At 66.0% G+C, this 23375-nt stretch carries 17 protein-coding genes and 1 pseudogene; 6 read left to right on the top strand and 12 right to left on the bottom strand.

Translation table 11 applies throughout. The features are described 5' to 3' along the window. The 11 genes and pseudogenes from ACS5NL_RS11150 to ACS5NL_RS11200 form a co-directional block, all read right to left on the bottom strand. The coding region (locus ACS5NL_RS11150) for a cadherin-like domain-containing protein (RefSeq protein WP_439353868.1) at nt 1-5607 on the bottom strand (5607 nt) is incomplete at its 3' end. A gap of 201 nt (nt 5608-5808) precedes the next feature. After that, nucleotides 5809-6309, bottom strand: a complete 501-nt coding sequence (gene nudB / locus ACS5NL_RS11155; protein ID WP_439353869.1) for a dihydroneopterin triphosphate diphosphatase — start codon at nt 6307-6309, stop codon at nt 5809-5811. A 55-nt stretch (nt 6310-6364) separates the two neighbouring features. Beyond that, nucleotides 6365-8167 carry an aspartate--tRNA ligase gene (aspS, locus tag ACS5NL_RS11160; RefSeq protein ID WP_439353870.1) on the bottom strand — a complete coding sequence of 601 codons (1803 nt, stop codon included), beginning with the start codon at nt 8165-8167 and terminating at the stop codon, nt 6365-6367. Between the two features lie 46 nt (nt 8168-8213). Then, nucleotides 8214-8885: a DUF502 domain-containing protein gene (locus ACS5NL_RS11165; protein ID WP_439353871.1), complete on the bottom strand. Its 672-nt coding sequence runs from the start codon at nt 8883-8885 to the stop codon at nt 8214-8216. Nucleotides 8886-8899: 14 nt separating this feature from the next. Then, nucleotides 8900-9208 carry an FmdB family zinc ribbon protein gene (locus tag ACS5NL_RS11170; protein WP_439353872.1) on the bottom strand — a complete coding sequence of 103 codons (309 nt, stop codon included), beginning with the start codon at nt 9206-9208 and terminating at the stop codon, nt 8900-8902. A gap of 154 nt (nt 9209-9362) precedes the next feature. Next, on the bottom strand, nt 9363-10928 hold the full coding sequence (ubiB, locus tag ACS5NL_RS11175) for a ubiquinone biosynthesis regulatory protein kinase UbiB (protein ID WP_439353873.1): 1566 nt from the start codon (nt 10926-10928) through the stop codon (nt 9363-9365). Further along, nucleotides 10925-11497, bottom strand: a complete 573-nt coding sequence (locus tag ACS5NL_RS11180; RefSeq protein ID WP_439353874.1) for a hypothetical protein — start codon at nt 11495-11497, stop codon at nt 10925-10927. The genes ubiB and ACS5NL_RS11180 overlap by 4 nt, the downstream gene beginning before the upstream one ends. A 68-nt stretch (nt 11498-11565) precedes the next feature. After that, nucleotides 11566-12141, bottom strand: a pseudogene (locus ACS5NL_RS11185) (Tim44 domain-containing protein); the annotation flags it as partial. Between the two features lie 63 nt (nt 12142-12204). Further along, nucleotides 12205-12936 carry a bifunctional demethylmenaquinone methyltransferase/2-methoxy-6-polyprenyl-1,4-benzoquinol methylase UbiE gene (gene ubiE, locus ACS5NL_RS11190; RefSeq protein ID WP_439353875.1) on the bottom strand — a complete coding sequence of 244 codons (732 nt, stop codon included), beginning with the start codon at nt 12934-12936 and terminating at the stop codon, nt 12205-12207. Nucleotides 12937-12956: 20 nt separating this feature from the next. Continuing rightward, nucleotides 12957-13370 (bottom strand): gamma-butyrobetaine hydroxylase family protein, encoded by a 414-nt coding sequence (locus ACS5NL_RS11195; RefSeq protein ID WP_439353876.1) that lies wholly within the window; start codon nt 13368-13370, stop codon nt 12957-12959. A gap of 17 nt (nt 13371-13387) precedes the next feature. Further along, the gene (locus tag ACS5NL_RS11200; protein ID WP_439353877.1) at nt 13388-17278 is read right to left on the bottom strand and encodes a DUF3683 domain-containing protein; all 3891 of its coding nucleotides are present in this window, start codon (nt 17276-17278) and stop codon (nt 13388-13390) included. Nucleotides 17279-17393: 115 nt separating this feature from the next. Here ACS5NL_RS11200 and ugpQ point away from each other — a divergent pair, with 115 nt between their 5' ends. Beyond that, nucleotides 17394-18149 (top strand): glycerophosphodiester phosphodiesterase, encoded by a 756-nt coding sequence (gene ugpQ / locus ACS5NL_RS11205; RefSeq protein WP_439353878.1) that lies wholly within the window; start codon nt 17394-17396, stop codon nt 18147-18149. A gap of 24 nt (nt 18150-18173) precedes the next feature. Here the strand turns inward: ugpQ and ACS5NL_RS11210 are convergent, their stop codons facing one another. Continuing rightward, nucleotides 18174-18443: a hypothetical protein gene (locus ACS5NL_RS11210; protein WP_439353879.1), complete on the bottom strand. Its 270-nt coding sequence runs from the start codon at nt 18441-18443 to the stop codon at nt 18174-18176. A gap of 45 nt (nt 18444-18488) precedes the next feature. Here ACS5NL_RS11210 and hemA point away from each other — a divergent pair, with 45 nt between their 5' ends. The 5 genes from hemA to ACS5NL_RS11235 all read left to right on the top strand — a co-directional run bounded on the left by hemA (nt 18489) and on the right by ACS5NL_RS11235 (nt 23365). Beyond that, a complete protein-coding gene (gene hemA, locus ACS5NL_RS11215) occupies nt 18489-19763 on the top strand; it encodes a glutamyl-tRNA reductase (RefSeq protein WP_439353880.1) in 1275 nt (424 codons plus the stop codon). A gap of 91 nt (nt 19764-19854) precedes the next feature. Beyond that, nucleotides 19855-20955, top strand: a complete 1101-nt coding sequence (gene prfA / locus ACS5NL_RS11220; protein WP_439353881.1) for a peptide chain release factor 1 — start codon at nt 19855-19857, stop codon at nt 20953-20955. After that, nucleotides 20952-21800: a peptide chain release factor N(5)-glutamine methyltransferase gene (prmC, locus tag ACS5NL_RS11225; protein WP_439353882.1), complete on the top strand. Its 849-nt coding sequence runs from the start codon at nt 20952-20954 to the stop codon at nt 21798-21800. Before prfA ends, prmC begins: the two co-directional genes overlap by 4 nt. A gap of 58 nt (nt 21801-21858) precedes the next feature. Beyond that, a complete protein-coding gene (gene grxD / locus ACS5NL_RS11230) occupies nt 21859-22182 on the top strand; it encodes a Grx4 family monothiol glutaredoxin (protein ID WP_439353883.1) in 324 nt (107 codons plus the stop codon). 178 nt (nt 22183-22360) lie between these two features. Then, the gene (locus ACS5NL_RS11235; RefSeq protein ID WP_439353884.1) at nt 22361-23365 is read left to right on the top strand and encodes an AAA family ATPase; all 1005 of its coding nucleotides are present in this window, start codon (nt 22361-22363) and stop codon (nt 23363-23365) included. Nucleotides 23366-23375: the final 10 nt, after the last annotated feature.

Raw genomic sequence — 23375 nt, forward strand, 5'->3', positions numbered from 1 at the left:
GTCACCGTTGGTGTCGTTGGTCTTGACACCACCCGTGACCGTGGCCGTACCTTCGGCCACCGTGTTGGTGTCGGCCACCGCCACCGGCAGGTCTTCCGACCCGGTGATGGTGATCGTCAGCGTGGCCGACTCCGTCTCACCGCCACCATCTGTCAGGACATAGGTGTAGACCTCTTGCAGCGTCTCGCCGGGAGCGAGTTGCTGCACCGTCGGGTTGGCGTTGTTCAGTGTGTAGGTGTAGGTGCCGTCGGCGTTGAGTGCCACCGTGCCGTAGCTGCCCGTGGGCGAGCCGCTCAGCGCCGTCGTGTTCGCTGCAGGCCCACCATCTCCATTGGTGTCGTTGGTCTTGACGTTGCCGTTGACCGTCGGGGTGTCCTCGGCGATCGTGTTGGTGTCGTCCACCGCGATCGGCACGTTGTCCGTGCCCACGATCGTGATCGTCAGCGTGGCCGTCGAGGTGTCGCCGTCCTTGTCTGTCAGGCGGTAGGTGTAGGTCTCCTGCAGCGTCTGGCCCGGCAGCAACTGGTTGACCGTCGGGTTGGTGTTGTCCAGCTGGTACGTGTAGGTGCCATCGGCGTTGAGTGCCACCGTACCGTAGCTGCCCGTGCCCGAGCCGGTCAGTGCCGTCGTGTTCTGCGCCGGGGTACCGTCGCCGTTGGTGTCGGCCGTGCCGTCGGTCTTGACGTTGCCCGAGACCTGCATCGCACCTTCGTTGATGCTGTTGGTGTTGGGGGTGGCCACCGGCAGGTCTTCCGACCCGGTGATGGTGATCGTCAGCGTCGCCGTCGAGGTGTCACCGTCCTTGTCCGTCAGCACGTACGTGTACGTCTCGGCCAGCGTCTCGCCAGGAGCAAGCTGCTGCACCGTCGGGTTGGCGTTGTTCAGCGTGTAGGTGTAGGTGCCGTCCGGGTTCAGACTCACCGTGCCGTAGCTGCCCGTGGGCGAGCCGCTCAGCGCCGTCGTGTTCTGCGCCGGGGTGCCATCGCCGTTGGTGTCGTTGGTCTTGACACCACCCGTGACCGTGGCCGTACCTTCGGCCACCGTGTTGGTGTCGGCCACCGCCAATGGCAGGTCTTCCGTGCCCGTGATGGTGATTGTCAAGGTGGCCGTCGAGGTATCTCCGTCCTTGTCCGTCAGGCGGTAGGTATAGACCTCTTGCAGCGTCTCGCCGGGGCCGAGCTGCTGCACCGTCGCATTGCCGTTGTTCAGCGTGTACGTGTACGTGCCATCGGCGTTGAGTGCCACCGTGCCGTAGCTGCCCGTCGTCGAACCCACGATCCCCGTCGTGTTCTGCGCCGGCGTGCCATCGCCGTTGGTGTCGGCCGTGCCGTCGGTCTTGACGTTGCCGCTGACGTTGGCCGCGCCCTCAGCCACCGTGTTGGTGTTGGGCGTGGCCACCGGCAGGTCTTCCGCGCCGGTGATGGTGATCGTCAGCGTCGCCGTCGAGGTGTCACCGTCCTTGTCCGTCAGCACGTACGTGTACGTCTCGGCCAGCGTCTCGCCAGGGGCAAGCTGCTGCACCGTCGGATTGGCGTTGTTCAGCGTGTACGTGTACGTGCCATCGGCGTTGAGTGCCACCGTGCCGTAGCTGCCCGTGGGCGAACCGCTCAGCGCCGTCGTGTTCTGCGCCGGCGTGCCGTCGCCGTTGGTGTCGTTGGTCTTGACACCGCCCGTGACCGTGGGCGTCTCTTCCCCGATCGTGGCCGTGTCATTGACCGCCACCGGCAGGTCTTCCGTGCCCGTGATGGTGATCGTCAGCGTGGCCGTCGAGGTGTCACCGTCCTTGTCCGTGAGCACGTACGTGTACGTCTCGGCCAGTGTCTCGCCAGGGGCGAGCTGCTGCACCGTCGGGTTGGCGTTGTTCAGCGTGTAGGTGTAGGTGCCGTCCGGGTTCAGGCTGACCGTGCCGAAGCTGCCCGTGGGCGAGCCGCTCAGCGCCGTCGTGTTCTGCGCCGGCGTGCCGTCACCGTTGGTGTCGTTGGTCTTGACACCACCCGTGACCGTGGCCGTACCTTCGGCCACCGTGTTGGTGTCGGCCACCGCCAATGGCAGGTCTTCCGTGCCCGTGATGGTGATTGTCAAGGTGGCCGTCGAGGTATCTCCGTCCTTGTCCGTCAGGCGGTAGGTATAGACCTCTTGCAGCGTCTCGCCGGGAGCGAGCTGCTGCACCGTCGCATTGCCGTTGTTCAGCGTGTAGGTGTAGGTGCCATCGGCGTTGAGTGCCACCGTGCCGTAGCTGCCCGTGCCCGAGCCGGTCAGGGCCGTCGTGTTCTGCGCCGGGGTGCCATCGCCATTGGTGTCGTTGGTCTTGACACCACCCGTGACCGTGGCCGTGTCTTCGGCGATCGTGGCCGTGTCATTGACCGCCACCGGCAGGTCTTCCGTGCCCGTGATGGTGATCGTCAGCGTCGCTGTCGAGGTGTCGCCGTCCTTGTCCGTCAGGCGGTAGGTATAGACCTCTTGCAGCGTCTCGCCGGGAGCGAGTTGCTGCACCGTCGCATTGCCGTTGTTCAGCGTGTACGTATACGTGCCATCGGCGTTGAGTGCCACCGTGCCGTAGCTGCCCGTCGTCGAACCCACGATCCCCGTCGTGTTCTGCGCCGGCGTGCCGTCACCATTGGTGTCGTTGGTCTTGACGCCGCCCGTGACCGTGGCCGTACCTTCGGCCACCGTGTTGGTGTCGGCCACCGCCAATGGCAGGTCTTCCGTGCCCGTGATGGTGATCGTCAGCGTCGCCGTCGAGGTGTCACCGTCGAGGTCCGTCAGGCGGTAGGTATAGACCTCTTGCAGCGTCTCGCCGGGAGCGAGTTGCTGCACCGTCGCATTGCCGTTGTTCAGCGTGTAGGTGTAGGTGCCATCGGCGTTGAGTGCCACCGTGCCGTAGCTGCCCGTCGTCGAACCCACAATGCCTGTCGTGTTCTGGGCCGGGGTGCCGTCACCGTTGGTGTCGGCCGTGCCGTCGGTCTTGACGTTGCCGCTGACGTTGGCCGCGCCCTCAGCCACGGTGGCGGTATTCGCGGTGGCCACCGGAAAATCGTCGACCGAGGTCACATTGATGTTCACCGTGTCGGTGTCGGAGAGACCTGCCACGTCCGTCGACAGGACCGTCAGCACCGCAGCGCCGAAGTAGTTGGCCGTCGGCTGATACCCGATGGAGGCGAGTGCGGCATTGATCTGTGCAGCAGTACCCGAAAGGGTCAGTGTGTTGCTGCCGTTGGCGCCGGCCGAGATGGTCGCACCCCCAGCCAGGCTCACGTTGATGACGCCGTTGGTGATCGTCAGCTGTGTGGTGGCCAGGTTGCCATCGGGGTCGCTGGTGGACACACCCAAGATGTTCAGGGTGCCATCTTCCGGCACCGTCTGCGCACCAGGCACCACATTCACCGGAGGCCTGTTGTTCAGGCCAAAGTCCATCGTGAGATTGGTGCTGCCGACCTGAGACACATCCGCATCGGCCCTGATGCTGCCACCTGCCGTGGTGTAGGTGCGCCCGGTGCCCAGGACACCGCCGGTATCCGTCACCTGGACGATGTAGTTGCCCGGCAGCACACCGGTGAACAGATAGTTGCCAGTGGCATTGGTGGTGTCAATCGCCAACACCCGCTCACCCGCATCGACCACGCCGTTGTTGTTGACGTCGTCCACCAGACGTACCGTCACGCCAGCAATGCCAGAGTCGGTTCCGTCAAAGACCCCATTGGTGTTGGTGTCGGTGAAAATCCGGTCACCCAGGGTGGCGGTCGGTGGCGTCCAGGCAGCGGCATCGTTGAGCGAACCCAGCGCCGTCGTTCCATTGGTGGTGATGTTGACCGCGGTGCCGATGTTGGCGCCTGTGGTGCCATTGATTTGCTGGACGCTCGTGCCCAGCACATACACGTTGCCAGCCTGGCTCAGGGCCATCTGGGTATTGGTGGACGGCTTGGCGACCGAGTTGGTCGCGGTGACCGTGGTTCCCCCGGCGTTGAGCGAATAGCGGGTGAGCGTCGTCCCCTGAGAACTCAGCAGTGTGTTGTTCGCGGAGTCGTACCCAAGGTCACCCCAGTCGTTGCCGGTGATGTTGCTCACGAGACGGGTCACCGAGCCAGCCGCCGTGTTCAACGAACGTCCATCGGCGGACAACACAATCCGGTAGATGGAGTCGTCGTCCAAGGCACCAGCGCCGTCCCCGCCAGAATTGTTCTCGACACCCAGAAAGAGCGCGCCGTTGGCAAAGACCCCCCCGCCACTGCCAACCCCACGGTCTCCGACCGCAACGTTGCCGACACCTGCCGTGTTGACGGTCAGGTCGGCATCGATGAGGATGTGGACATTGTTGATGTAGTCGTACGCGAACAGCGCCACGTTGGTGGTGGCCGAGTCGTTCGAGCAGTAGTAGATGAGGCCGTTGACCTGGTCCACGGCCAGCGAGTTGAGGCCGGTTCCGGAGGTGCCGGTGGACACGCCTCCAACGGTCGCCGGAGCGGTCGTCAGCAGGGTGGCCTTGCCGGTGGTGAGGTCGATGCTGTAGATGTTCTTGGCAGCATCGGTTCCCAGAACGGCCCCGGCTCCCACGTTGGCCGGGGTGGTCAGGACACCCGCCCACTGCGCCGCCGTGATCACGGTGGTTTCGATGCTGCCGTCGCTGGACTGGGTTTCCAGCACCCAGTCTCCACCCAGCATGTCGGTGCCGGTCATGTCGTCGGAAGAGGCGACATCGGCACCTGTCGCGTCGGCCAGCGCGTCCACAAAGGCCACACCTTCCGGCGTCGACGAAACCTCGCACCCATAGAGAAGAATGTCCGCGTCCTGCGACAGCGAGGCTCTGATGACCGCCAGCTCGTCGGCATGCTCCTCGGTGATCGAGGTCGTGTCCAGCACGGCATTGCCCAGCTCCAGCTGACCGGCGCTGCCGTGGCTGATGATGTGAATCGCGTCGATACCGGTCTGGCCGGCCAGGATTTCAGCAATCTGCTCGACGCCATCGCGGCTGGCGTCCAGCACATAGATCTGACCGGGAATCCAGTCCAGCTCATTGACGATGCTGGCTGCCACGGAGTCAACGAAGATCACCTCCACACGACCCGATTGCGAATCGCTCACGGACTCATGGATCAGCGCGGACGTGACAAGCTCGGGCTTGCTCTCTGCCTGCGGCCGGTCGGCCACCACCAAAGGCGTGGAGGCAACGGGCTTGGCGACAGCGACCGCCTCGCCTGGCCGTTCCGCCACGGGAGCCGTCGTCGCTGTGGCGGCAGTGGTTTCGGCCGGTGCCTTCGCGGCATCGGTCGTCACCGGCACTGTCACGGCATTCGTTGTGGTGGCCGCGGAATCGGCCGGCACCGTCGTGGTCGAGGCCGCGGCCGCCGAGTCCGCGGCATGGTTGTCCTGCGCCAGCAACAAGTCTTGCGCCTGCGTCTTGTCCGTGCTGGTCTCGATGACCGTTGCGGGCAGCGCCGCATCAAAGACGATGCGTTGCTCCAAAGCCAACTGACTGGAGAGCGCTCGCTCAGGAGCCCTGCGCGACTTGCGGGCCGACGACACCTTGCGGCCGCCAGAAACGGCTACTTCGGAAGCCGCCACATAAGTGCCCAACGACTCGTTCCAGATCGACTTGTATGACTTGTTCATGCTGGTGCGTATTTTGTGTAACAAGACGCAACGGATTGCCCGCGCTTGTAACTTAGGTTGTACCTTTCAAGGGTACCAAAAAAAGGAAGCGGGAAAGCCTGTCGGATCGGCCCTTGCCGTGTAAGAAGTACCTTTTTAGTAACTTCTTGCACAAGAATCAGAGTTCGCGCCACAGAGATGCGGCAGATCCCAGCTTGAGGGTTAACCCTTATTTTTTGTGTTTGCTACCCGAACAAGAGTCGGCAAATGGAGAATGGCCTCGGCGTTCGACGATGAGTGGCACTGATCCGCCGCCGTCCGCCAGGGCAGCCAGCGTTGCGCCCGGTGCTCCCTGGGATTGAGCGTCACCGGTCGAGTCGCGGGGATGCAAAGCCCGAAAATCCGCTCCGTGTTGAGCACCACCCCAGGCGCGTATCGGTGCAACCACTGCGGGTAGATTTCGTACACGTTCTCCAGCCACCAGTCGGTCAGCACATGGCCTTGGGCCTTTGCATCGAGCCCGGTTTCTTCCATGGCCTCGCGCGCCGCAGCCTCGGCAAAGGGCTCGTCGTCGGCATCGAGGGAGCCAGTGACGGACTGCCAGAACCCCGGCGAATCCGTCCGCTCGATCAGCAAGACGTCCAGATCCGGGGTGTGGATGACCACCAGAACCGAGCGCGGAATCTTGAATGGGGTCCTGATCGGAGCTTGAGCTTGCACCATGGCAGAAAACAAAAAGGGCGCCCAAGGCGCCCTTTCATGCTAGCCGAAGCCCTTCTCAGGCCGGCTTGACCGCATCCGGGTTGCGCAGACGGATGTGCAGTTCGCGCAGTTGTTTTTCGTCCACAAGACTGGGGGCCTGGGTCAGCAGACACTGGGCACGCTGGGTCTTGGGGAAGGCGATCACGTCGCGGATCGACTCGGCGCCGGTCATCAGCGTGACGATGCGGTCCAGACCGAAGGCCAGACCACCGTGCGGGGGGGCGCCGTACTGCAGCGCGTCCAGCAGGAATCCGAACTTGATCTGCGCCTCTTCGGGCGTGATCTTCAGGGCGTCGAACACCTTCTGCTGCACGGCCGCGGTGTGGATACGGACCGAGCCTCCGCCAATTTCCCAGCCGTTGAGCACCATGTCGTAGCCCTTGGCGATGCACTTCTCGGGCGCGGTGACCATCCAGTCTTCATGACCGTCCTTGGGCGCGGTGAACGGGTGGTGCACGGCGGTCCAGCGGTCGGCTTCCTCGTCGTGTTCGAACATCGGGAAGTCCACCACCCACATCGGGGCCCAGCGGTCTTCGAACAGGCCGTTCTTCTTGCCCAGGGCGCTGTGGCCGATCTTCAGGCGCAGCGCGCCGATGGCGTCGTTGACGATCTTGGCCTTGTCGGCGCCGAAGAAGAGGATGTCGCCGTCCTGCGCGCCGGTGCGGGCCAGGATTTCAGCGATGGCCTTGTCGTGCAGGTTCTTGACGATGGGCGACTGCAGGCCGTCCTTGCCCTTGGCCAGCTCGTTGACCTTGATCCAGGCCAGGCCCTTGGCGCCGTAGATCTTGACGAACTCGGTGTAGGCGTCGATCTCGCTGCGCGGCATTTCGGCACCGCCGCGCACGCACAGCGCGACCACGCGGCCACCCTTCATCTGCGCCGGCGCGCTGAAGACCTTGAAGTCCACGTCGGCCATGACGTCGGTGAGTTCGGTGAACTCCATCTTCACGCGCAGATCGGGCTTGTCGGAGCCGAAGCGGTGCATGGCTTCGCTGTAGGCCATGATGGGAAACTCGCCCAGGTCCACGCCCAGGGTGTTCTGGAACACCGTCTTGATCATGCCCTGGAACATCTCGCGGATGTCTTCCTCGGTCAGGAACGAGGTTTCGATATCGATCTGCGTGAATTCCGGCTGGCGGTCGGCGCGCAGGTCTTCGTCGCGGAAGCACTTGGTGATCTGGTAGTAGCGGTCGTAGCCGGCCACCATCAGCAGCTGCTTGAACAGCTGGGGCGATTGCGGCAGCGCGAAGAACTGGCCGTCGTGCACGCGGCTGGGCACCAGGTAGTCGCGCGCGCCTTCGGGCGTGCTCTTGGTCAGCATCGGCGTTTCGATGTCGATGAAGCCGTTGGCGTCCAGGAACTTGCGCACTTCCATGGCCACGCGGTAGCGCAGCATCAGGTTGTTCTGCATATAGGGACGGCGCAGGTCCAGCACGCGGTGCGTCAGGCGGGTGGTCTCGCTCAGGTTGTCGTCGTCCAGCTGGAACGGCGGCGTCACCGAGGGGTTGAGCACCTTGAGCTCGTGGCACAGCACTTCGATCTGGCCGCTCTTGAGCTTGTCGTTGGTGGTGCCGGCCGGGCGGGCGCGCACCAGGCCGGTGACCTGCACGCAGAACTCGTTGCGCACGTCTTCGGCGGTCTTGAACATCTCGGCGCGGTCGGGATCGCAGACCACCTGCACATAGCCTTCGCGGTCGCGCAGGTCGATGAAGATCACGCCACCGTGGTCGCGGCGGCGGTTGACCCAGCCGCAGAGTTGCACGGTTTGGCCCAGAAGGGCTTCGGTCACCAGACCGCAATAGTGGGAGCGCATGGCCATGTCGGTTCTTCTTTCAGCAGTGTGGCCACTTGACGTGGCAGGAAATTCAGGAACGGGCAGAAGCTTCCGCCGTCTTCAATGCAGGGTTCTTGGGGCCACCGGGAACGATGACGCCCATGGACACGATGTAGGTCAGGGCTTCGTCCACCGACATCTGCAGCTCGACACAGTCGCTCTGGCGAACCATGACGAAATAGCCGCCGGTGGGGTTGGGGGTGGTGGGGACAAAGACGCTGAGGAAAGCGTCCTGCTCTCCCGTGTCGATCGTCCGGACCTGCAGGTGCTGCAACACCTCGCCGCCCGGTGCGCCGGTCTGAAACCCGATGGTCCACATGCCGGCGTGTGGCCACTGCACCAGCACCGCCTTGCGGAAGGCGTTGCCCTTTTCGGAGAACAGGGTGTCGGAGATCTGCTTGACGCCCGAGTAGATCGAACGCACCACCGGAATGCGGTGCAGCAGCGCATGCCACCAGTTGACCAGCTGGTTGCCAATGATGTTGGAGGCCAGGGCGCCGATGGACAGCACCACGACCAGCGCGAAGATCACGCCCAGGCCGGGGATGTGGAAACCGAACAGCTGGTCCGGCTGCCAGGCGGCCGGCAGGATACGCAAGGTCTGGTCCAGCGTCGAGACGACCCACTCCAGCACCCACAGGGTGATGATGAGCGGCACCAGGACCAGCAAACCGGCCAGCAGCCACTTGCGGACGGAGGCCATGCGATCCATGGTCATCAATGACAGGCGCAGGAACCGCCGCAGGGCGTGGCGGGCGCTGCGCTGGCGGTCTCAGCCGGCTTGCTCTCTGCGGCCGGCGCAGCGGCTGCGGCGCCCGCTGCCGGGGCGGACGTGGCAGTGGCGCCGCCCTTGAAGTCGGTGGCATACCAGCCCGAGCCCTTGAGCTGGAAGCCGGCGGCGGTCAGCTGCTTGCGGAAGGCATCCGCACCACAGGAAGGGCACTGGGTCAGCGGTGCGTCGGAAATCTTCTGCAGAACGTCCTTGGCATGGCCGCAGGACTCGCACTTGTAGGCATAGATCGGCATGGCGTGGGCAAAGGAAGTGACGGAAACCGGCCCTGAGCGCACTTTTGACCGGTCAAACCGGTGGCGCCCCGGCTGGCCCGGGAAGTTGAACAAAACCTGAAATTATAGATGGGGGTCGCCTTTTCCGGGTTCAAGGTTCCCGGGAAAACGGCCCTCACCAGAGACGCAGGCGAACCAGCATCGGCAGAATCACCAGCCCCAGCAGGAAGCCGACGCCTCCGTAGACGATGCCCTGCAGCAGCCGGTTGGTCCGGCGCTGCTCCGCCACCAGGCTGTCCAGCTCGGCGCGCAGCTGGTGCGGCCGGTGCTGGAGGTAGTCGTTGAGCAGGCGCGGCAGGGCCGGCAACAGCTTCGCGTACTGGGGCGCCTCGGCCTTGAGTTGCTGCAGCAGCTTCTGGGGGCCAAGTTGCTCGACCATCCATTTTTCGAGGAACGGCTTGGCGGTCGCCCAGAGGTCCAGCTCGGGATCCAGCTCACGCCCCAGACCTTCGATGTTCAGCAGCGTCTTCTGCAGCAGCACCAGCTGCGGCTGGATCTCCACCTGGAAGCGGCGCGAGGTCTGGAACAGGCGCATCAGCACCATGCCCAGGGAGATCTCCTTGAGCGGGCGGTCGAAGTACGGCTCGCACACCGCCCGGATCGCCGACTCCAGTTCGTCCACCCGGGTTTCGGGCGGCACCCAGCCGCTCTCGATGTGCAGCTCGGCCACGCGCTTGTAGTCGCGCCGGAAAAACGCCGTGAAGTTCTGCGCCAGGTATTCCTTGTCGTATTCGGTCAGGGTACCGACGATGCCGAAGTCCAGCGAGATGTAGCGGCCAAAGGTGGCCGGGTCGACGCTGACCTGGATGTTGCCCGGGTGCATGTCGGCATGGAAGAAGCCGTCACGGAACACCTGGGTGAAAAAGATGGTCACGCCGTCGCGGGCCAGCTTGGGAATGTCCACACCCCGCTGGCGCAGCTCGTCGACCCGGTTGATCGGCACGCCATTCATGCGTTCCATCACCATGACCTCGGTGCGGCAGTAGTCCCAGAACATCTCGGGGATCAGCACCAGGTCCAGGCCTGCCATGTTGCGGCGCAGCTGGGCCGCGTTGGCCGCCTCGCGCAGCAGGTCCAGCTCGTCGTGCAGGTACTTGTCGAACTCCGACACCACCTCCAGCGGCTTCAGGCGCTTGCCGTCGGCCGACAGCTTCTCGACCCAGCCCGCCATCATGCGCATCAGGCTCAGGTCTTTTTCGATCACCGGCAGCATGTTGGGCCGCAGCACCTTGACCGCCACCTCGCGGCCGCTATGGCGGCCGTCGCGCAGCGTGGCGAAGTGCACCTGGGCGATGGAGGCGCTGGCCACCGGTGTCTGGTCGAAATGGCTGAACACCTCGTCCAGCTTCTTGCCAAAGGCGCGCTCGATGGTGGCCACGGCAATGGCGCTGTCGAACGGCGGCACGCGGTCCTGCAGGCGCGCGAGTTCGTCGGCGATGTCCGGCGGCAGCAGGTCGCGCCGGGTCGACAGCACCTGACCGAACTTGACGAAGATGGGACCCAGTCGCTCCAGCGCTTCACGCAGCCGCTGCCCGCGCGGCGCATCGAGGTTGCGACCGATGGAGACGATGCGGGTCAGCAGCCGCAGGCCCGGGCGCTGGAAGCTGGACAGCACCAGCTCGTCCAGCCCGTGGCGCAGCACCACCCAGACGATGAACAGGCCACGCAGCAGCCGGGTCATGCGGAGTGTCCGTCGCCCTGGCCCGCTCCACCGGGAGCGCGGCGACCGACAAAGGCCTTCACGGCCGACGCGGCAGAGCGCGCACCGCCCACCAGCGTGTGCGCCATCGCATCGCCCACCAGGCGCGACAGATCCTCTTCGACGTCCCAGCGCACGTTGTCCACCAACCAGGCCACCTCGGCCGCCAGCTGCACATCGCCCTGGATGTCGACGCCGGGTCGCTCACCGGCCAGCACCTTCTGCGCCAGCGCGAAGGGCGAAGCCTGCGTCAGGGTCACGTTGAGTTCGGGCTGGCGGTCGCCGGCCGGGCGCTCCAGCAGACCCGCGGGCGTCGCGGCCAGGGTGAGGTGAAAGTCGCCCCACTGCACGCGCACCGGCTTGCCCTGCTGGCGGCGCAGACGCTGCTGCGCCTGCGGTTCCTGCATCAGCACATGGTTGAGGAACAGGACCACGCGGTTCTGCACTTCGTCGACCACCCACTCGGGCGGACGGACGCTGCCCAGCAGCGACTGCAGGAAGCCCAGGGGCGAACGGGGGGTGGAAGAAGAGGTGGGGGAATCGCTTTGCATGATCCCCCGATTTTGACGGATAACCCGCCCCGGTCAGGTCAACCCGACCGGGCAGGTCCGGTGCAGGCTCACTGCAGCGCCTGCACGCCCGCCACCAGCCAGCCGCTGTCGCCGGATTTCGGGCGGGTGATGTTCCAGATCTCGCGGAACGGGTTGGGGCCGGCCGACAGGTCCTCGCGGATCATCCCGGAGAACTCGACACTGGCCAGATAGGCGCTCTCCTGCTCCTCCAGGCCCAGCAACTGCGCCTCGAGCATCACCACCTCGGTGCGGTTCGGCTCGACGGCGGCACGCTCGCGCTCGACCAGCTGGGTCTGGATTTCGGCCAGCATCCCGTCGGTCATCATGGCCCGCAGGCTGGCGATGTCGGCCCGGTCCCAGGCTTCCTGGAGATTGACGAAGTTGGACTTGGAGGCCTGCAGGAAACCATCGGCGTCAAAGCCATCGGGCACCTGCCGACCCGCGCTGGCGGACGCGGCCGCACCGGCCACCGACTCCCAGGGGCGCGCCGAGGCGTCGTTGCCCACGTTTTTCGGGCTGTAGGCCTTGGGTTCGACCACCGGGCCACCGGGGCCGGAGGCCGCCAGCATGCCCACAGGCAATGCCGCTGCACTCCTGCGACGCAGGAATCCGCGCATCACCAGCTTCTTGCCCAATCCCCCTGTCCACCACCGTTTCATGGTCTGTTCTCCCTCTGTTTCAGCCCGTCAACACTTGATCCCGAGGTGCAGCGCCACCACGCCGGCACTCAGGTTGTGCACGTCCACATGCCCGAATCCGGCCGACTTCATCAGCTGGCGCAACTCTTCCTGGCCGGGATGCATGCGAATCGACTCGGCCAGGTAGCGGTAGCTGTGCTCGTCGTTGGCCACCAGCTTGCCCAGTTTCGGCAACACGTTGAACGAGTACCAGTCATACGCCTTTTCCAGCGGCTTGGCGACGCGGGAAAACTCCAAGACCAGCAACTTGCCCCCCGGTTTGAGGACGCGGCACATCTCGGCCAGCGCCAGGTCCTTGTGCGTCATGTTGCGCAAACCAAACGCCACCGAGACGAAATCGAAGCTGTCGCTGGCAAACGGCAGCTTCTCGGCGTCGCAGACCATGGTCGGCAGCACCTGCCCCAGATCGAGCAGGCGGTTGCGGCCTTCGCGCAACATCGCTTCGTTGATGTCGGTGTGGACCACCCGGCCGGTCGGGCCGACGCGCTTGGCGAACGCCAGCGACAGGTCGCCCGTGCCGCCCGCAATGTCCAGCACCTGCTGGCCGGGCTGCGGATTGGCCACGGTGATCGTGTAGCGCTTCCAGATGCGGTGCAGGCCGGCCGACATGAGGTCGTTCATCACGTCGTACTTGGGCGCGACCGAATCGAACACGCTGCGCACGTGTTTCGCTTTTTCCTGTTCGTCGACGGTCTGGAAGCCGAAGTGGGTGGTGGCCATGGAATGGGTCTCCGTCGGGGTCAGTGGCTGCCGCAGGCGTGTCCGCCTTTTTCCGGCATCGGTGCGTCGCGATCGACCCCGGCGGCCTGAAGCCGCTGGTGGTAATCGTTCCAGAGTTGTTCCTGCTGTGATCCGAGGAAATACAGGTAATCCCAGGTGTAAATGCCGGATTCATGGCCGTCGGAGAAGGTCGGCTGCACCGCATAGTTGCCGACCTGCTCCAGCGCCACGACCCCGACGTCGCGCTTGCCGGTCTGCAGCGTTTCCTGCCCGGGACCGTGGCCCTGCACTTCGGCCGAGGGCGAGTACACACGCATCAGCTCGAACGGGATGCGGAAGGTCTGTCCGTCCGAGAAGGCGATCTCCAGCAGACGCGAAGCGCCATGCACCGTGATGTCCTGCGGTGTCGGGGTGTCTTTGTTGAGGCCAGCCATGGAAATCCTTGTGTTGATCAGACCAGCACGCGTTCGATGCCGCCCTGGTTGGCGTGCGCAACGTATTCGGGCAGCCAGTTCTCGCCCAGAATCTGGCGCGCCATCTCGACCACGATGTAGTCGGCTTCCAACAAGCCGTTCTGCAGATCGTCGCCGTAGCGCGTGAGACCCTGCAGGCAGCTCGGGCACGAGGTCAGCATCTTGATGTTGGCCTTCTCGCCCACAGTGCCCGCGGCGCGCAGCGTGGCCTCACCCTTGCGGATCTCTTCCTCCTTGCGGAAGCGCACCTGGGTCGAGATGTCCGGGCGCGTCACGCCCAGCGTGCCGCTCTCGCCGCAGCAGCGATCGCTCTTGATCACGCCGTCACCCACCAGGGCCTTGACGGTCTTGAGCGAGTCCTGCAGCTTCATCGGGTTGTGGCAGGGCTCGTGGTACAGGTAGCCGCCCTGCCCGGCCGGCAAGGTGATGCCCTTTTCCAGCAGGTATTCGTGGATGTCGATGATGCGGCTGCCCGGGAAGATCTCTTCGAACTTGTAGCCCTGCAACTGGTCGTAGCAGGTGCCGCAGCTCACCACCACGGTCTTGATGTCCAGGTAGTTCAGCGTGTTGGCCACCCGGTGGAACAGCACCCGGTTGTCCGTGATCATCTTCTCGGCCTTGTCGAACTGACCCGAGCCGCGCTGCGGGTAGCCGCAGCACAGGTAGCCCGGCGGCAGCACGGTCTGCACGCCCGCGTGCCAGAGCATGGCCTGCGTGGCCAGGCCCACCTGGCTGAACAGGCGCTCCGAGCCACAGCCCGGGAAATAGAACACCGCTTCGGTTTCGGCCGTCGTGCCCACCGGGTTGCGGATGATCGGGACGTAGTCCTTGTCCTCGATGTCCAGCAGCGCGCGCGCCGTCTTCTTGGGCAGGCCACCAGGCATCTTCTTGTTGATGAAGTGGATCACCTGCTCTTTGATCGGCGCCGTGCCCAGGGTGGCCGGCGGTGCGCTGGTCTGCGCCTTGGCCGCGGGCTTGAACAGGTTGTTGGCCAGGCGCTGCGCCTTGAAGCCCACGTCCACCATGGCCGAGCGCATGAACTTGATGGTCTCCGGGCTGGTCGCGTTCAGGAAGAACATCGCGGCCGCGTTGCCGGGGCGGAAGCTCTTCTGCCCCATCTTGCGCAGCAGGTTGCGCATGTTCATCGACACGTCGCCGAAGTCGATCTTCACCGGGCAAGGGCTCAGGCACTTGTGGCAGACCGTGCAGTGGTCGGCCACGTCCTCGAACTCTTCCCAGTGCTTGATGCTGATGCCGCGGCGCGTCTGCTCTTCGTAGAGGAAGGCCTCGACCAGCAGCGAGGTCGCCAGGATCTTGTTGCGCGGGCTGTAGAGCAGGTTGGCGCGCGGCACGTGCGTCGAGCAGACCGGCTTGCACTTGCCGCAGCGCAGGCAGTCCTTCACCGAATCGGCGATGGCGCCGATGTCGCTCTGCTGCATGATCAGCGACTCGTGGCCCATCAGGCCGAACGAAGGCGTGTACGCGTTGGCCAGGTCGGACTGGCGCACGCTCGCGTCGCCCGCGACCAGCGACTGGTGGGCCGCGCCGCGCAGCAGCTTGCCCTTGTTGAAGCGACCTTCCGGATCGACCTTGGCCTTGTAGGCCGCGAACGGGCTGAGCTCGGCGTCGGTCAGGAATTCCAGCTTGGTGATGCCGATGCCGTGTTCGCCCGAGATCACGCCGTCCAGGCTGCGCGCCAGCACCATGATGCGGGCCACCGCCTCGTGCGCGGTCTGCAGCATCTCGTAGTCGTCGCTGTTGACCGGGATGTTGGTGTGCACGTTGCCGTCGCCGGCGTGCATGTGCAGCGCCACCCAGACGCGGCCCTTGAGCACGCGCTTGTGGATCGCGTTGCACTCTTCCAGGATGGGACCAAAGGCCGCACCGGTGAAGATCTGCTGCAGCGGCAGACGGATCTGGGTCTTCCAGCTCGCCCGCAGGGTGTGGTCCTGCAGTTGCGGGAACAGCGACTCCACATCGCGCAGCCAGGTGGACCAGAGCGAGCGCACCTCGCGCACCAGCGCCAGCGCCTGCTGCACGCGGTCTTCCAGCAGTTCGGCGTTGGGCAGTTCGTTGGCGTCGTCGGTCTTGCCCAGCGGCAGGCTGCCCCGGGCGAAGAAGGCTTCCAGCGCCTCGCACAGCTTGAGTTTGTTGCGCAGCGACAGCTCGATGTTGATGCGCTCGATGCCCAGGGTGTACTCACCCATGCGCGGCAGCGGAATCACCACGTCTTCGTTGATCTTGAACGCGTTGGTGTGCTTGCTGATGGCCGCCGTGCGCTTGCGGTCCAGCCAGAACTTCTTGCGCGCCTCGTAGCTGATGGCGATGAAGCCTTCGCCGCTGCGGCCGTTGGCCAGGCGGATCACCTCGCTGGTGGCGCGCGCCACGGCGTCGGCGTCGTCACCGACGATGTCGCCGATCAGCACCATCTTGGGCAGGGTGCCTCGCTTGCTCTTGGTCGCATAGCCCACCGCCTTGAGGTAGCGATCGTCCAGGTGCTCCAGGCCGGCCAGCAGCGTGCCGCTGCGCTTCTGCTCGGCGAACATGAAGTCCTTGATCTCGACGATCGAAGGCACGCCGTCCTTGGGGTTGCCGAAGAACTCCAGGCACACGGTGCGCGTGTGTTCGGGCATGCGGTGCACCACCCAGCGGCCGCTGGTGATCAGGCCGTCGCAGCCCTCTTTCTGGATGCCCGGCAGGCCACTGAGGAACTTGTCGGTCACGTCCTTGCCCAGACCTTCCTTGCGGAACGACTTGCCCGGAATCACCAGCTGCTCGGTGCGCACCGGCGTCTTGCCGTCGGCCTCGAAGTACTTCAGCTCGAAGGTCGCGACCTCGGCGTCGTGGATCTTGCCCAGGTTGTGGTCGGTGCGCGTGACTTCCAGCCACTGCGCCTGCGGCGTCACCATGCGCCAGCTCACCAGGTTGTCCAGCGCCGTGCCCCAGAGCACCGCTTTCTTGCCGCCGGCGTTCATGGCGATGTTGCCGCCCACGCACGACGCTTCGGCCGAGGTCGGGTCCACCGCAAACACATAACCCGCGCGCTCGGCCGCATCGGCCACGCGCTGCGTCACCACACCGGCTTCGGTCCACACGGTCGCCACCGGCTGCTCGTGCCCACCGATGCGGATGTGCTCCACCTCGGTCATGGCTTCGAGCTTCTCGGTGTTGATGACCACGCTCTTCCAGGTCAGCGGGATCGCGCCGCCGGTGTAGCCGGTGCCGCCCCCGCGCGGGATGATGGTCAGGCCCAGCTCCACGCAGCCCCTGACCAGATGGGCCATCTCGGCCTCTGTGTCGGGCGTGAGCACCACGAAGGGGTATTCCACGCGCCAGTCGGTCGCGTCGGTCACGTGCGACACGCGCGAAAGGCCGTCGAACTTGATGTTGTCCTTGGCGGTGAGCTTGCGCAGCACCTTGTTCGTGCGCTGGCGCAGCGCCGCCATGGCTTCGAACGAACGGGCAAACGACTCGACCGCCGCCTTGGCCGCCGTCAGCAACTGGCCCACCGCCTGGTCGCGCGCGGCATCGTCCTGCGGCGTGCGGCGCTTCTGCACCTCACCCAGGCGGTGGTGCAGGGCCTCGACCAGCGCCGCGCGGCGCTTGGGGTTGTCCAGCAGGTCGTCCTGCAGGTAGGGGTTGCGCTGCACCACCCAGATGTCGCCCAGCACCTCGTAGAGCATGCGGGCCGATCGGCCGGTGCGGCGCTCGCCGCGCAACTCGTCCAGCAGCGCCCAGGCCCCGGAACCGAGCAACCGCACCACGATTTCCCGGTCCGAGAACGAGGTGTAGTTGTAGGGAATTTCGCGCAGGCGCGGCGCATCGTCGGCGGCCGTCGCCAGGAGCGGAAGAGGGGTCGGGGCGTTCATGTGCAAAAGGGGACGGTCAGCAGGAAACGCTGAACCCGCGATGGTACCGCAGCCCCTATACGCGCACCTCGGGGGCGGGTACTGGCAAACTGGGCGTTTTGACGTCACCGACACCATGAAAAAAGCCGCCCCTGCCCTGCCCGCCTGGCCTTATCCACGCTGGATCGCCCACCGCGGCGCCGGCAAGCTGGTGCCGGAAAACACGCTGGCGGCGTTCCGGGAAGGCGCCCGGTACGGCTACCGCATGTTCGAGTGCGACGCCAAGCTCAGCGCCGACGGCGTGGTGTTCCTGCTGCACGACGACACCCTGGACCGGACCACCGGCGGCCAGGGCATCGCGGGCGAGCAGCCCTGGTCCACCCTCAGCCGGCACGACGCCGGCCGCTGGCATTCGCGCCGGTTCGCCGGTGAAACGCTGCCCACGCTGGAAGCCGTGGCCCGGTTCTGCCGCGCCAACGCCTGCCTGCTGAACATCGAGATCAAACCGACCCCGGGCCTGGAGGAGGAAACCGGCCGGGTGGTGGCGCTCGAAGCGGCACGGCTCTGGGCCGATGCCGATGTGCTGCCCCTGCTGACCTCGTTCCAGCCGCACGCCCTCGCTGGCGCGAAGGCGGCGGCGCCGCAGCTGCCCCGCGGGCTGCTGCTGGAGACACTGTGGGACGGCTGGCTGGCGCACGCGCAATCGCTGGGCTGCGTGGCCATCGTGTGCGACGAGGTGCTCTGGGACGCCGGGACGATGGCCGCGGTACATGACGCCGGCCTGCGCGCCCTGGCCTACACGGTCAACGAACCCCGGGAGGCCGAGCGCCTGTGGGCGCTGGACATCGACGGCCTGATCACCGACCGCGTCGACCTGTTCGCGCCCGACTGATCCGCAGAGGAAGAGAAGACGCCGTCAGCGGCGGCGCATCCACCAGCCCAGGGAGCCTTGGGCCAGCACCAGGGCCGCGTAAGTCAACATCTTGCCGTCGCGGCCGAACACCACCAGCCCGCCCAGCAGCACCAGCACACCGGCACCGGCCAGCACCGACCACTCGACCACCGGCCGGTAACGCACCGCCCGCCCACTCCTTTTCAGGCGCGGCGCCGCCCACAGAAGGGCCGCCATGACCAGGGCTGGGGCCACGAAATTGGCCAGGTGGCCGAGCAAGGCAAAGAAGGTCATGGAAGGTGGGGCCGCAACAGAGCGGGCAATTTTATAATCCGGCCCATGTCTGTCTGGGCGCTCGGCATCAACCACCACACGGCTCCGCTTGATTTGCGGGGCCGTTTTGCGTTCGCGCTCGACCAGATCCAGCCCACGCTGCACGGCTATCGTCAGAGTCTGGCGCGCCAGCCCGAGGCCACGCTGCTGTCCACCTGCAACCGCACAGAGCTCTACGGTGCGGGCGAACAGTCGGCCGTGGAGCCGACGCTGGACTGGCTGGCCCAGACCGGCGGCGTGAGCACCCATGTGCTCAAGGAACATGCCTACGTGCTGCGCGAAGGCGAGGCCGCGCGCCACGCTTTTCGCGTCGCCAGCGGCCTGGACAGCATGGTGCTGGGCGAGGCCCAGATCCTGGGTCAGATGAAGGACGCGGTGCGCGCCGCCGACGAGGCCGGCGCCCTGGGCACCACACTGCACCAGCTGTTCCAGCGCTCCTTCTCGGTCGCCAAGCAGGTGCGCACCTCGACCGAGATCGGCGCCCATTCGATCAGCATGACCGCCGCCGCCGTGCGGCTGGCCTCGCAGCTGTTCGAGGACCTGAAAGACATCAAGGTGCTGTTTGTCGGCGCCGGCGAGATGATCGAACTGGCCGCCACGCACTTCGCGGCCAAGACGCCCAAGGCCATGGCGATCGCCAACCGCACGCTCGAACGTGGCGAGGCCCTGGCCGGCCGCTTCGGCGCCCAGGTCCTGCGCCTGGCCGACATTCCCGAGCGCCTGCACGAGTTCGATGCGGTCATCAGCTGCACCGCCAGCACCCTGCCCATCATCGGACTGGGCGCCGTCGAGCGGGCACTCAAGAAGCGCAAGCACCGCCCCATGTTCATGGTCGACCTGGCCGTGCCGCGCGACATCGAGATCGAGGTCAAGGGCCTGAGCGACGTGTACCTGTACACCGTGGACGACCTGGCCAGCGTGGTGCAGACCGGCAAGGAAAACCGCCAGGCGGCCGTCGCGCAGGCCGAGGCCATCATCGACGCGGGCGTGCTCAGCTTCATGCACTGGATGGAGCAGCGCGATCCGGCCAAAGGCGGCGTGGTGCCACTGATCCAGCAGATCAACGCCCAGGCCGACGTCTGGCGCGCCGCCGAACTGGCGCGCGCGAAGAAGCTGCTGGCCAAGGGCGAACCGGTCGAGGCGGTGCTCGAGGCCCTGTCCAAAGGGCTGACACAGAAGATGCTGCACGGCACCCTGGCCGAGCTGCACGCCGGCGATGCCGAGTCGCGCGCCGCCACGGCGCAGACGGTCTCGCGCCTGTTCCTGCGCGAAAAGTCCTAGCGACGCCGACCGGCGCTTTCGAGGCGCCTGAGCACGGTCTGTCGGCTCCGTGCGTTGCTCCGCCGCCGTCGCCCTTTTTTTCGCCTTGTCCATGAAACCCTTTGTCCGCGACACCCTGCTGCGCCAGAAGGCCCGCCTGCACGAGCTGGACGCCCTGCTCTCGGCGCCCGATGTCGTCAATGACCTGGAGCGTTTTCGCACGCTCAGCCGCGAGCACGCCGATGCATCGCTCATCGTCGAAGCCTTCGACCGCCACCAGCAGCGCGAAGCCGATCTGGCCAGTGCGCAGGAGATACTGGCCGACCCGGACATGGCCGAGATGGCGCAGGAAGAGATCGACTCCGCCCTGGCCGATCTGGAACGGCTCGACGCCGAACTGCAGCAGTTGCTGCTGCCCAGGGACCCGGACGACGAACGCCCGGCCTTCGTCGAAATCCGCGCCGGCACCGGCGGGGACGAGTCCGCCCTGTTCGCGGGCGACCTGGCGCGCCTGTACACCCGCTACGCCGACAGCCAGGGCTGGACCACCGAGATCGTGAGCGAATCGCCCAGCGAACTCGGCGGCTACAAGGAAGTGGTGCTGCGCATCGCCGGGCGCGGACCGGTTGCCAACGTGTACGGTCAGCTGCGGTTCGAATCGGGTGGCCACCGCGTGCAGCGCGTGCCCGCGACCGAGACGCAGGGCCGCATCCACACCAGCGCGGCCACCGTCGCCGTGATGCCCGAGCCCGACGAGGCCGAGGCCGTGAAGCTCAATCCGGCCGACCTGCGCATCGACACATTCCGCGCCAGCGGCGCCGGCGGCCAGCACATCAACAAGACCGATTCGGCCGTGCGCGTGGTGCACCTGCCCACCGGCATCGTGGCCGAGTGCCAGGACGGCCGCAGCCAGCACAGCAACAAGGCCAAGGCGCTGCAGGTGCTGCAGGCGCGCATCCAGGAAAAAGAGCGCAGCGAGCGCGCCGCCAAGGAAGCCGCCACCCGCAAGGGCCTGGTCGGCAGCGGCGACCGCAGCGACCGCATCCGCACCTACAACTTCCCGCAGGGGCGCCTGACCGACCACCGCATCAACCTCACGCTCTACAAGCTGCTGCAGGTGATGGAGGGCGACCTCGGCGACGTGATCCACGCGCTGCAGGTGGCGCGCGGCGCCGAACTGCTGGCGGAGCTGGAACAGAGGAACACACGGTGAGCGACGGACTGTTCATCCGCAGCACCCTGGACCTGGCCCGGCAAGAGGGCCTGGACCGGCTGGACGCGCAGATGCTGTTGCTGCACGCACTGGGTCGCTCGCCGCACGACCGCGCCTGGCTGATCGCACACGATGGCGACCAGATGCCAACCGAAGCCGCGGCGCGCTGGGAGCAGCTGCAGCGGCGCCGCCAGGCCGGCGAGCCAGTGGCCTACCTGCTGGGTGAAAAGGAGTTTGGTGGCCTGACACTGAACGTGGACGCCCGCGTGCTGGTGCCGCGTCCGGACACCGAGGTGCTGGTGGAATGGGCACTGGAATTGCTGCCCACGCCCGGCACCGGCGCCCCCCGCCTGCTGGACCTGGGCACCGGCAGCGGCGCCATCGCCCTGACCGTCGCCGCCCGCCGGCCCGACGCACAGGTCACCGCCACCGACGCCAGCGCCGATGCCCTGGCGGTCGCTGAGGCCAATGCCCGGCGACTGGGCCTGCCGGTGCGCTTTGCCCACGGCGCCTGGCTGGCAGCCGTGCCGGGCGAATGTTTCCACGTGATTGCCAGCAACCCACCGTACATCGCCGAGGGTGACCCGCACCTCGCCGCGCTCACCCACGAACCCGTCAGTGCCCTGACCGCCGGCCCCGACGGCCTGGACGACATCCGCCAGATCGTGGCGCAGGCGCCTGCCTCACTGCCCCCGGGCGGCTGGCTGCTGCTGGAGCATGGGCACGACCAGGCCGCCGCCGTGCGGGAACTGCTGGCGGCCCGGGGATTCGAAGCCATCAGCAGCCGCCGGGATCTGGCGGACATCGCGCGTTGCACCGGCGGACTTTGGCCCGGCGCGCGATAATTCCCACCCTGTCTCCGGCAACATCCGGCCACCTTCCACCGAACCCAGGACGCCCACCATGAGCGACGCGCAAAACCAGATCGACCAACTGGTCAAATCCAACGACATCGTGCTGTTCATGAAGGGCAACGCGAGTTTCCCGATGTGCGGCTTCTCCGGCCGCGCCATCCAGATCCTCAAGGCCTGCGGCGTGGACACCAAGTCCGTCAAGACCGTCAATGTGCTCGAAGACGACGGCATCCGCCAGGGCATCAAGGAATACAGCAACTGGCCCACGATCCCCCAGCTCTACGTCAAGGGCGAATTCATCGGCGGCTCGGACATCATGATGGAGATGTACGAATCGGGCGAACTGCAGAAAGCCATCAGCGGCCAGGCCTGATTTCCGCGCTCCACACGCCAGAGCCGCCTTCGGGCGGCTTTGTGCTTTCTGGCGTGAGGGTTCGCACGCTTTTTCCCCATCCCGAGGGAAGGCGGGATTTTTCAGGGTTCATCCGGCGTTACGGGCAGGCACGTCTTGTGCTTGAATGAAAGTGTCGCCGAACCCTCCGGAGAACCGCATGAGCTCTCACAGCCTGGTCGCTTCCCCCACCCTCGGACTGCCCATCGCCCGGATGCGCAGCGTGTTCAATGCCGACGCCGTCGAGCGCAAGCTGGCCAACCTGCAGGCCAACGGCAATGAGCGCGAGTACGAGAGCCTGCGCAACACCTGGCAGCGCATGCTCGAACGCGGTCCGCAGCGCTTCGCCGTCAAGCCCTCGGGTGTGCCCGACATGGCGCCGCTCTACGAATTGCTGCCCAACTTCACCGAGGTGCTCGACGACGTCAAGCGCCATGTGGCGCTGAGCCAGGACAGCCACGACAGCCTGGAAGTCACGCCCATCCTGCTGCTGGGCCCGCCCGGCGTGGGCAAGACCCACTTCGCCAAGCAGATCGCCGACCTGCTGGGCACCGGCATGAGCCTGGTGCCGATGAGCAGCATGACGGCCGGCTGGCTGTTGTCGGGTTCGTCGTCGCAATGGAAAGGCGCCAAGCCGGGCAAGGTGTTCGAAGCGCTGGTCGATGGCCAGTACGCCAATCCGGTGATCGTGGTCGACGAGATCGACAAGGCCTCGGCCGATGCGCAGTACGACCCGCTGGGCGCTCTCTACAGCCTGCTGGAGCACGACACGGCACAGCATTTCGTGGACGAGTTCGCCGAGGTGCCGATCGACGCCAGCCAGGTGATCTGGATCACCACCGCCAACGACGAGCGCAGCATTCCCGAGCCGATCCGCAACCGCATGAACGTGTTCGAGATCGCCCCGCCCTCGCCCGACGCGGCGCGCAAGATCGCGGCCCACCTCTACCGCAGCATCCTGGGCGAACACGACTGGGGGCAGCGCTTCGACCCGGAGCCATCCGACGACGTGCTCGACCAGCTGGCGGCACTGGCACCGCGCGAGATGCGCCGCGCACTGGTCACGGCCTTCGGCAACGCCCGGCTGGACAGCCGCTACAGCGTGACACCGGCCGATCTGCCCAGGGCCAATGGCGGCAAGACCCGGATCGGTTTTCTGCAGTAGCCGCGAAAGC

The organism is Hydrogenophaga sedimenti (assembly GCF_051857515.1).
Lineage (GTDB): Bacteria > Pseudomonadota > Gammaproteobacteria > Burkholderiales > Burkholderiaceae_C > Hydrogenophaga.

Coding starts and splice junctions, on each gene's coding strand:
- nudB (WP_439353869.1), bottom strand. CDS start 6,309: ATGGTGCAAGCTCAAGCTCCGATCAGGACCCCATTCAAGATTCCGCGC.
- aspS (WP_439353870.1), bottom strand. CDS start 8,167: ATGGCCATGCGCTCCCACTATTGCGGTCTGGTGACCGAAGCCCTTCTG.
- ACS5NL_RS11165 (WP_439353871.1), bottom strand. CDS start 8,885: ATGGCCTCCGTCCGCAAGTGGCTGCTGGCCGGTTTGCTGGTCCTGGTG.
- ACS5NL_RS11170 (WP_439353872.1), bottom strand. CDS start 9,208: ATGCCGATCTATGCCTACAAGTGCGAGTCCTGCGGCCATGCCAAGGAC.
- ubiB (WP_439353873.1), bottom strand. CDS start 10,928: ATGACCCGGCTGCTGCGTGGCCTGTTCATCGTCTGGGTGGTGCTGCGC.
- ACS5NL_RS11180 (WP_439353874.1), bottom strand. CDS start 11,497: ATGCAAAGCGATTCCCCCACCTCTTCTTCCACCCCCCGTTCGCCCCTG.
- ubiE (WP_439353875.1), bottom strand. CDS start 12,936: ATGGCCACCACCCACTTCGGCTTCCAGACCGTCGACGAACAGGAAAAA.
- ACS5NL_RS11195 (WP_439353876.1), bottom strand. CDS start 13,370: ATGGCTGGCCTCAACAAAGACACCCCGACACCGCAGGACATCACGGTG.
- ACS5NL_RS11200 (WP_439353877.1), bottom strand. CDS start 17,278: ATGAACGCCCCGACCCCTCTTCCGCTCCTGGCGACGGCCGCCGACGAT.
- ugpQ (WP_439353878.1), top strand. CDS start 17,394: ATGAAAAAAGCCGCCCCTGCCCTGCCCGCCTGGCCTTATCCACGCTGG.
- ACS5NL_RS11210 (WP_439353879.1), bottom strand. CDS start 18,443: ATGACCTTCTTTGCCTTGCTCGGCCACCTGGCCAATTTCGTGGCCCCA.
- hemA (WP_439353880.1), top strand. CDS start 18,489: ATGTCTGTCTGGGCGCTCGGCATCAACCACCACACGGCTCCGCTTGAT.
- prfA (WP_439353881.1), top strand. CDS start 19,855: ATGAAACCCTTTGTCCGCGACACCCTGCTGCGCCAGAAGGCCCGCCTG.
- grxD (WP_439353883.1), top strand. CDS start 21,859: ATGAGCGACGCGCAAAACCAGATCGACCAACTGGTCAAATCCAACGAC.
- ACS5NL_RS11235 (WP_439353884.1), top strand. CDS start 22,361: ATGAGCTCTCACAGCCTGGTCGCTTCCCCCACCCTCGGACTGCCCATC.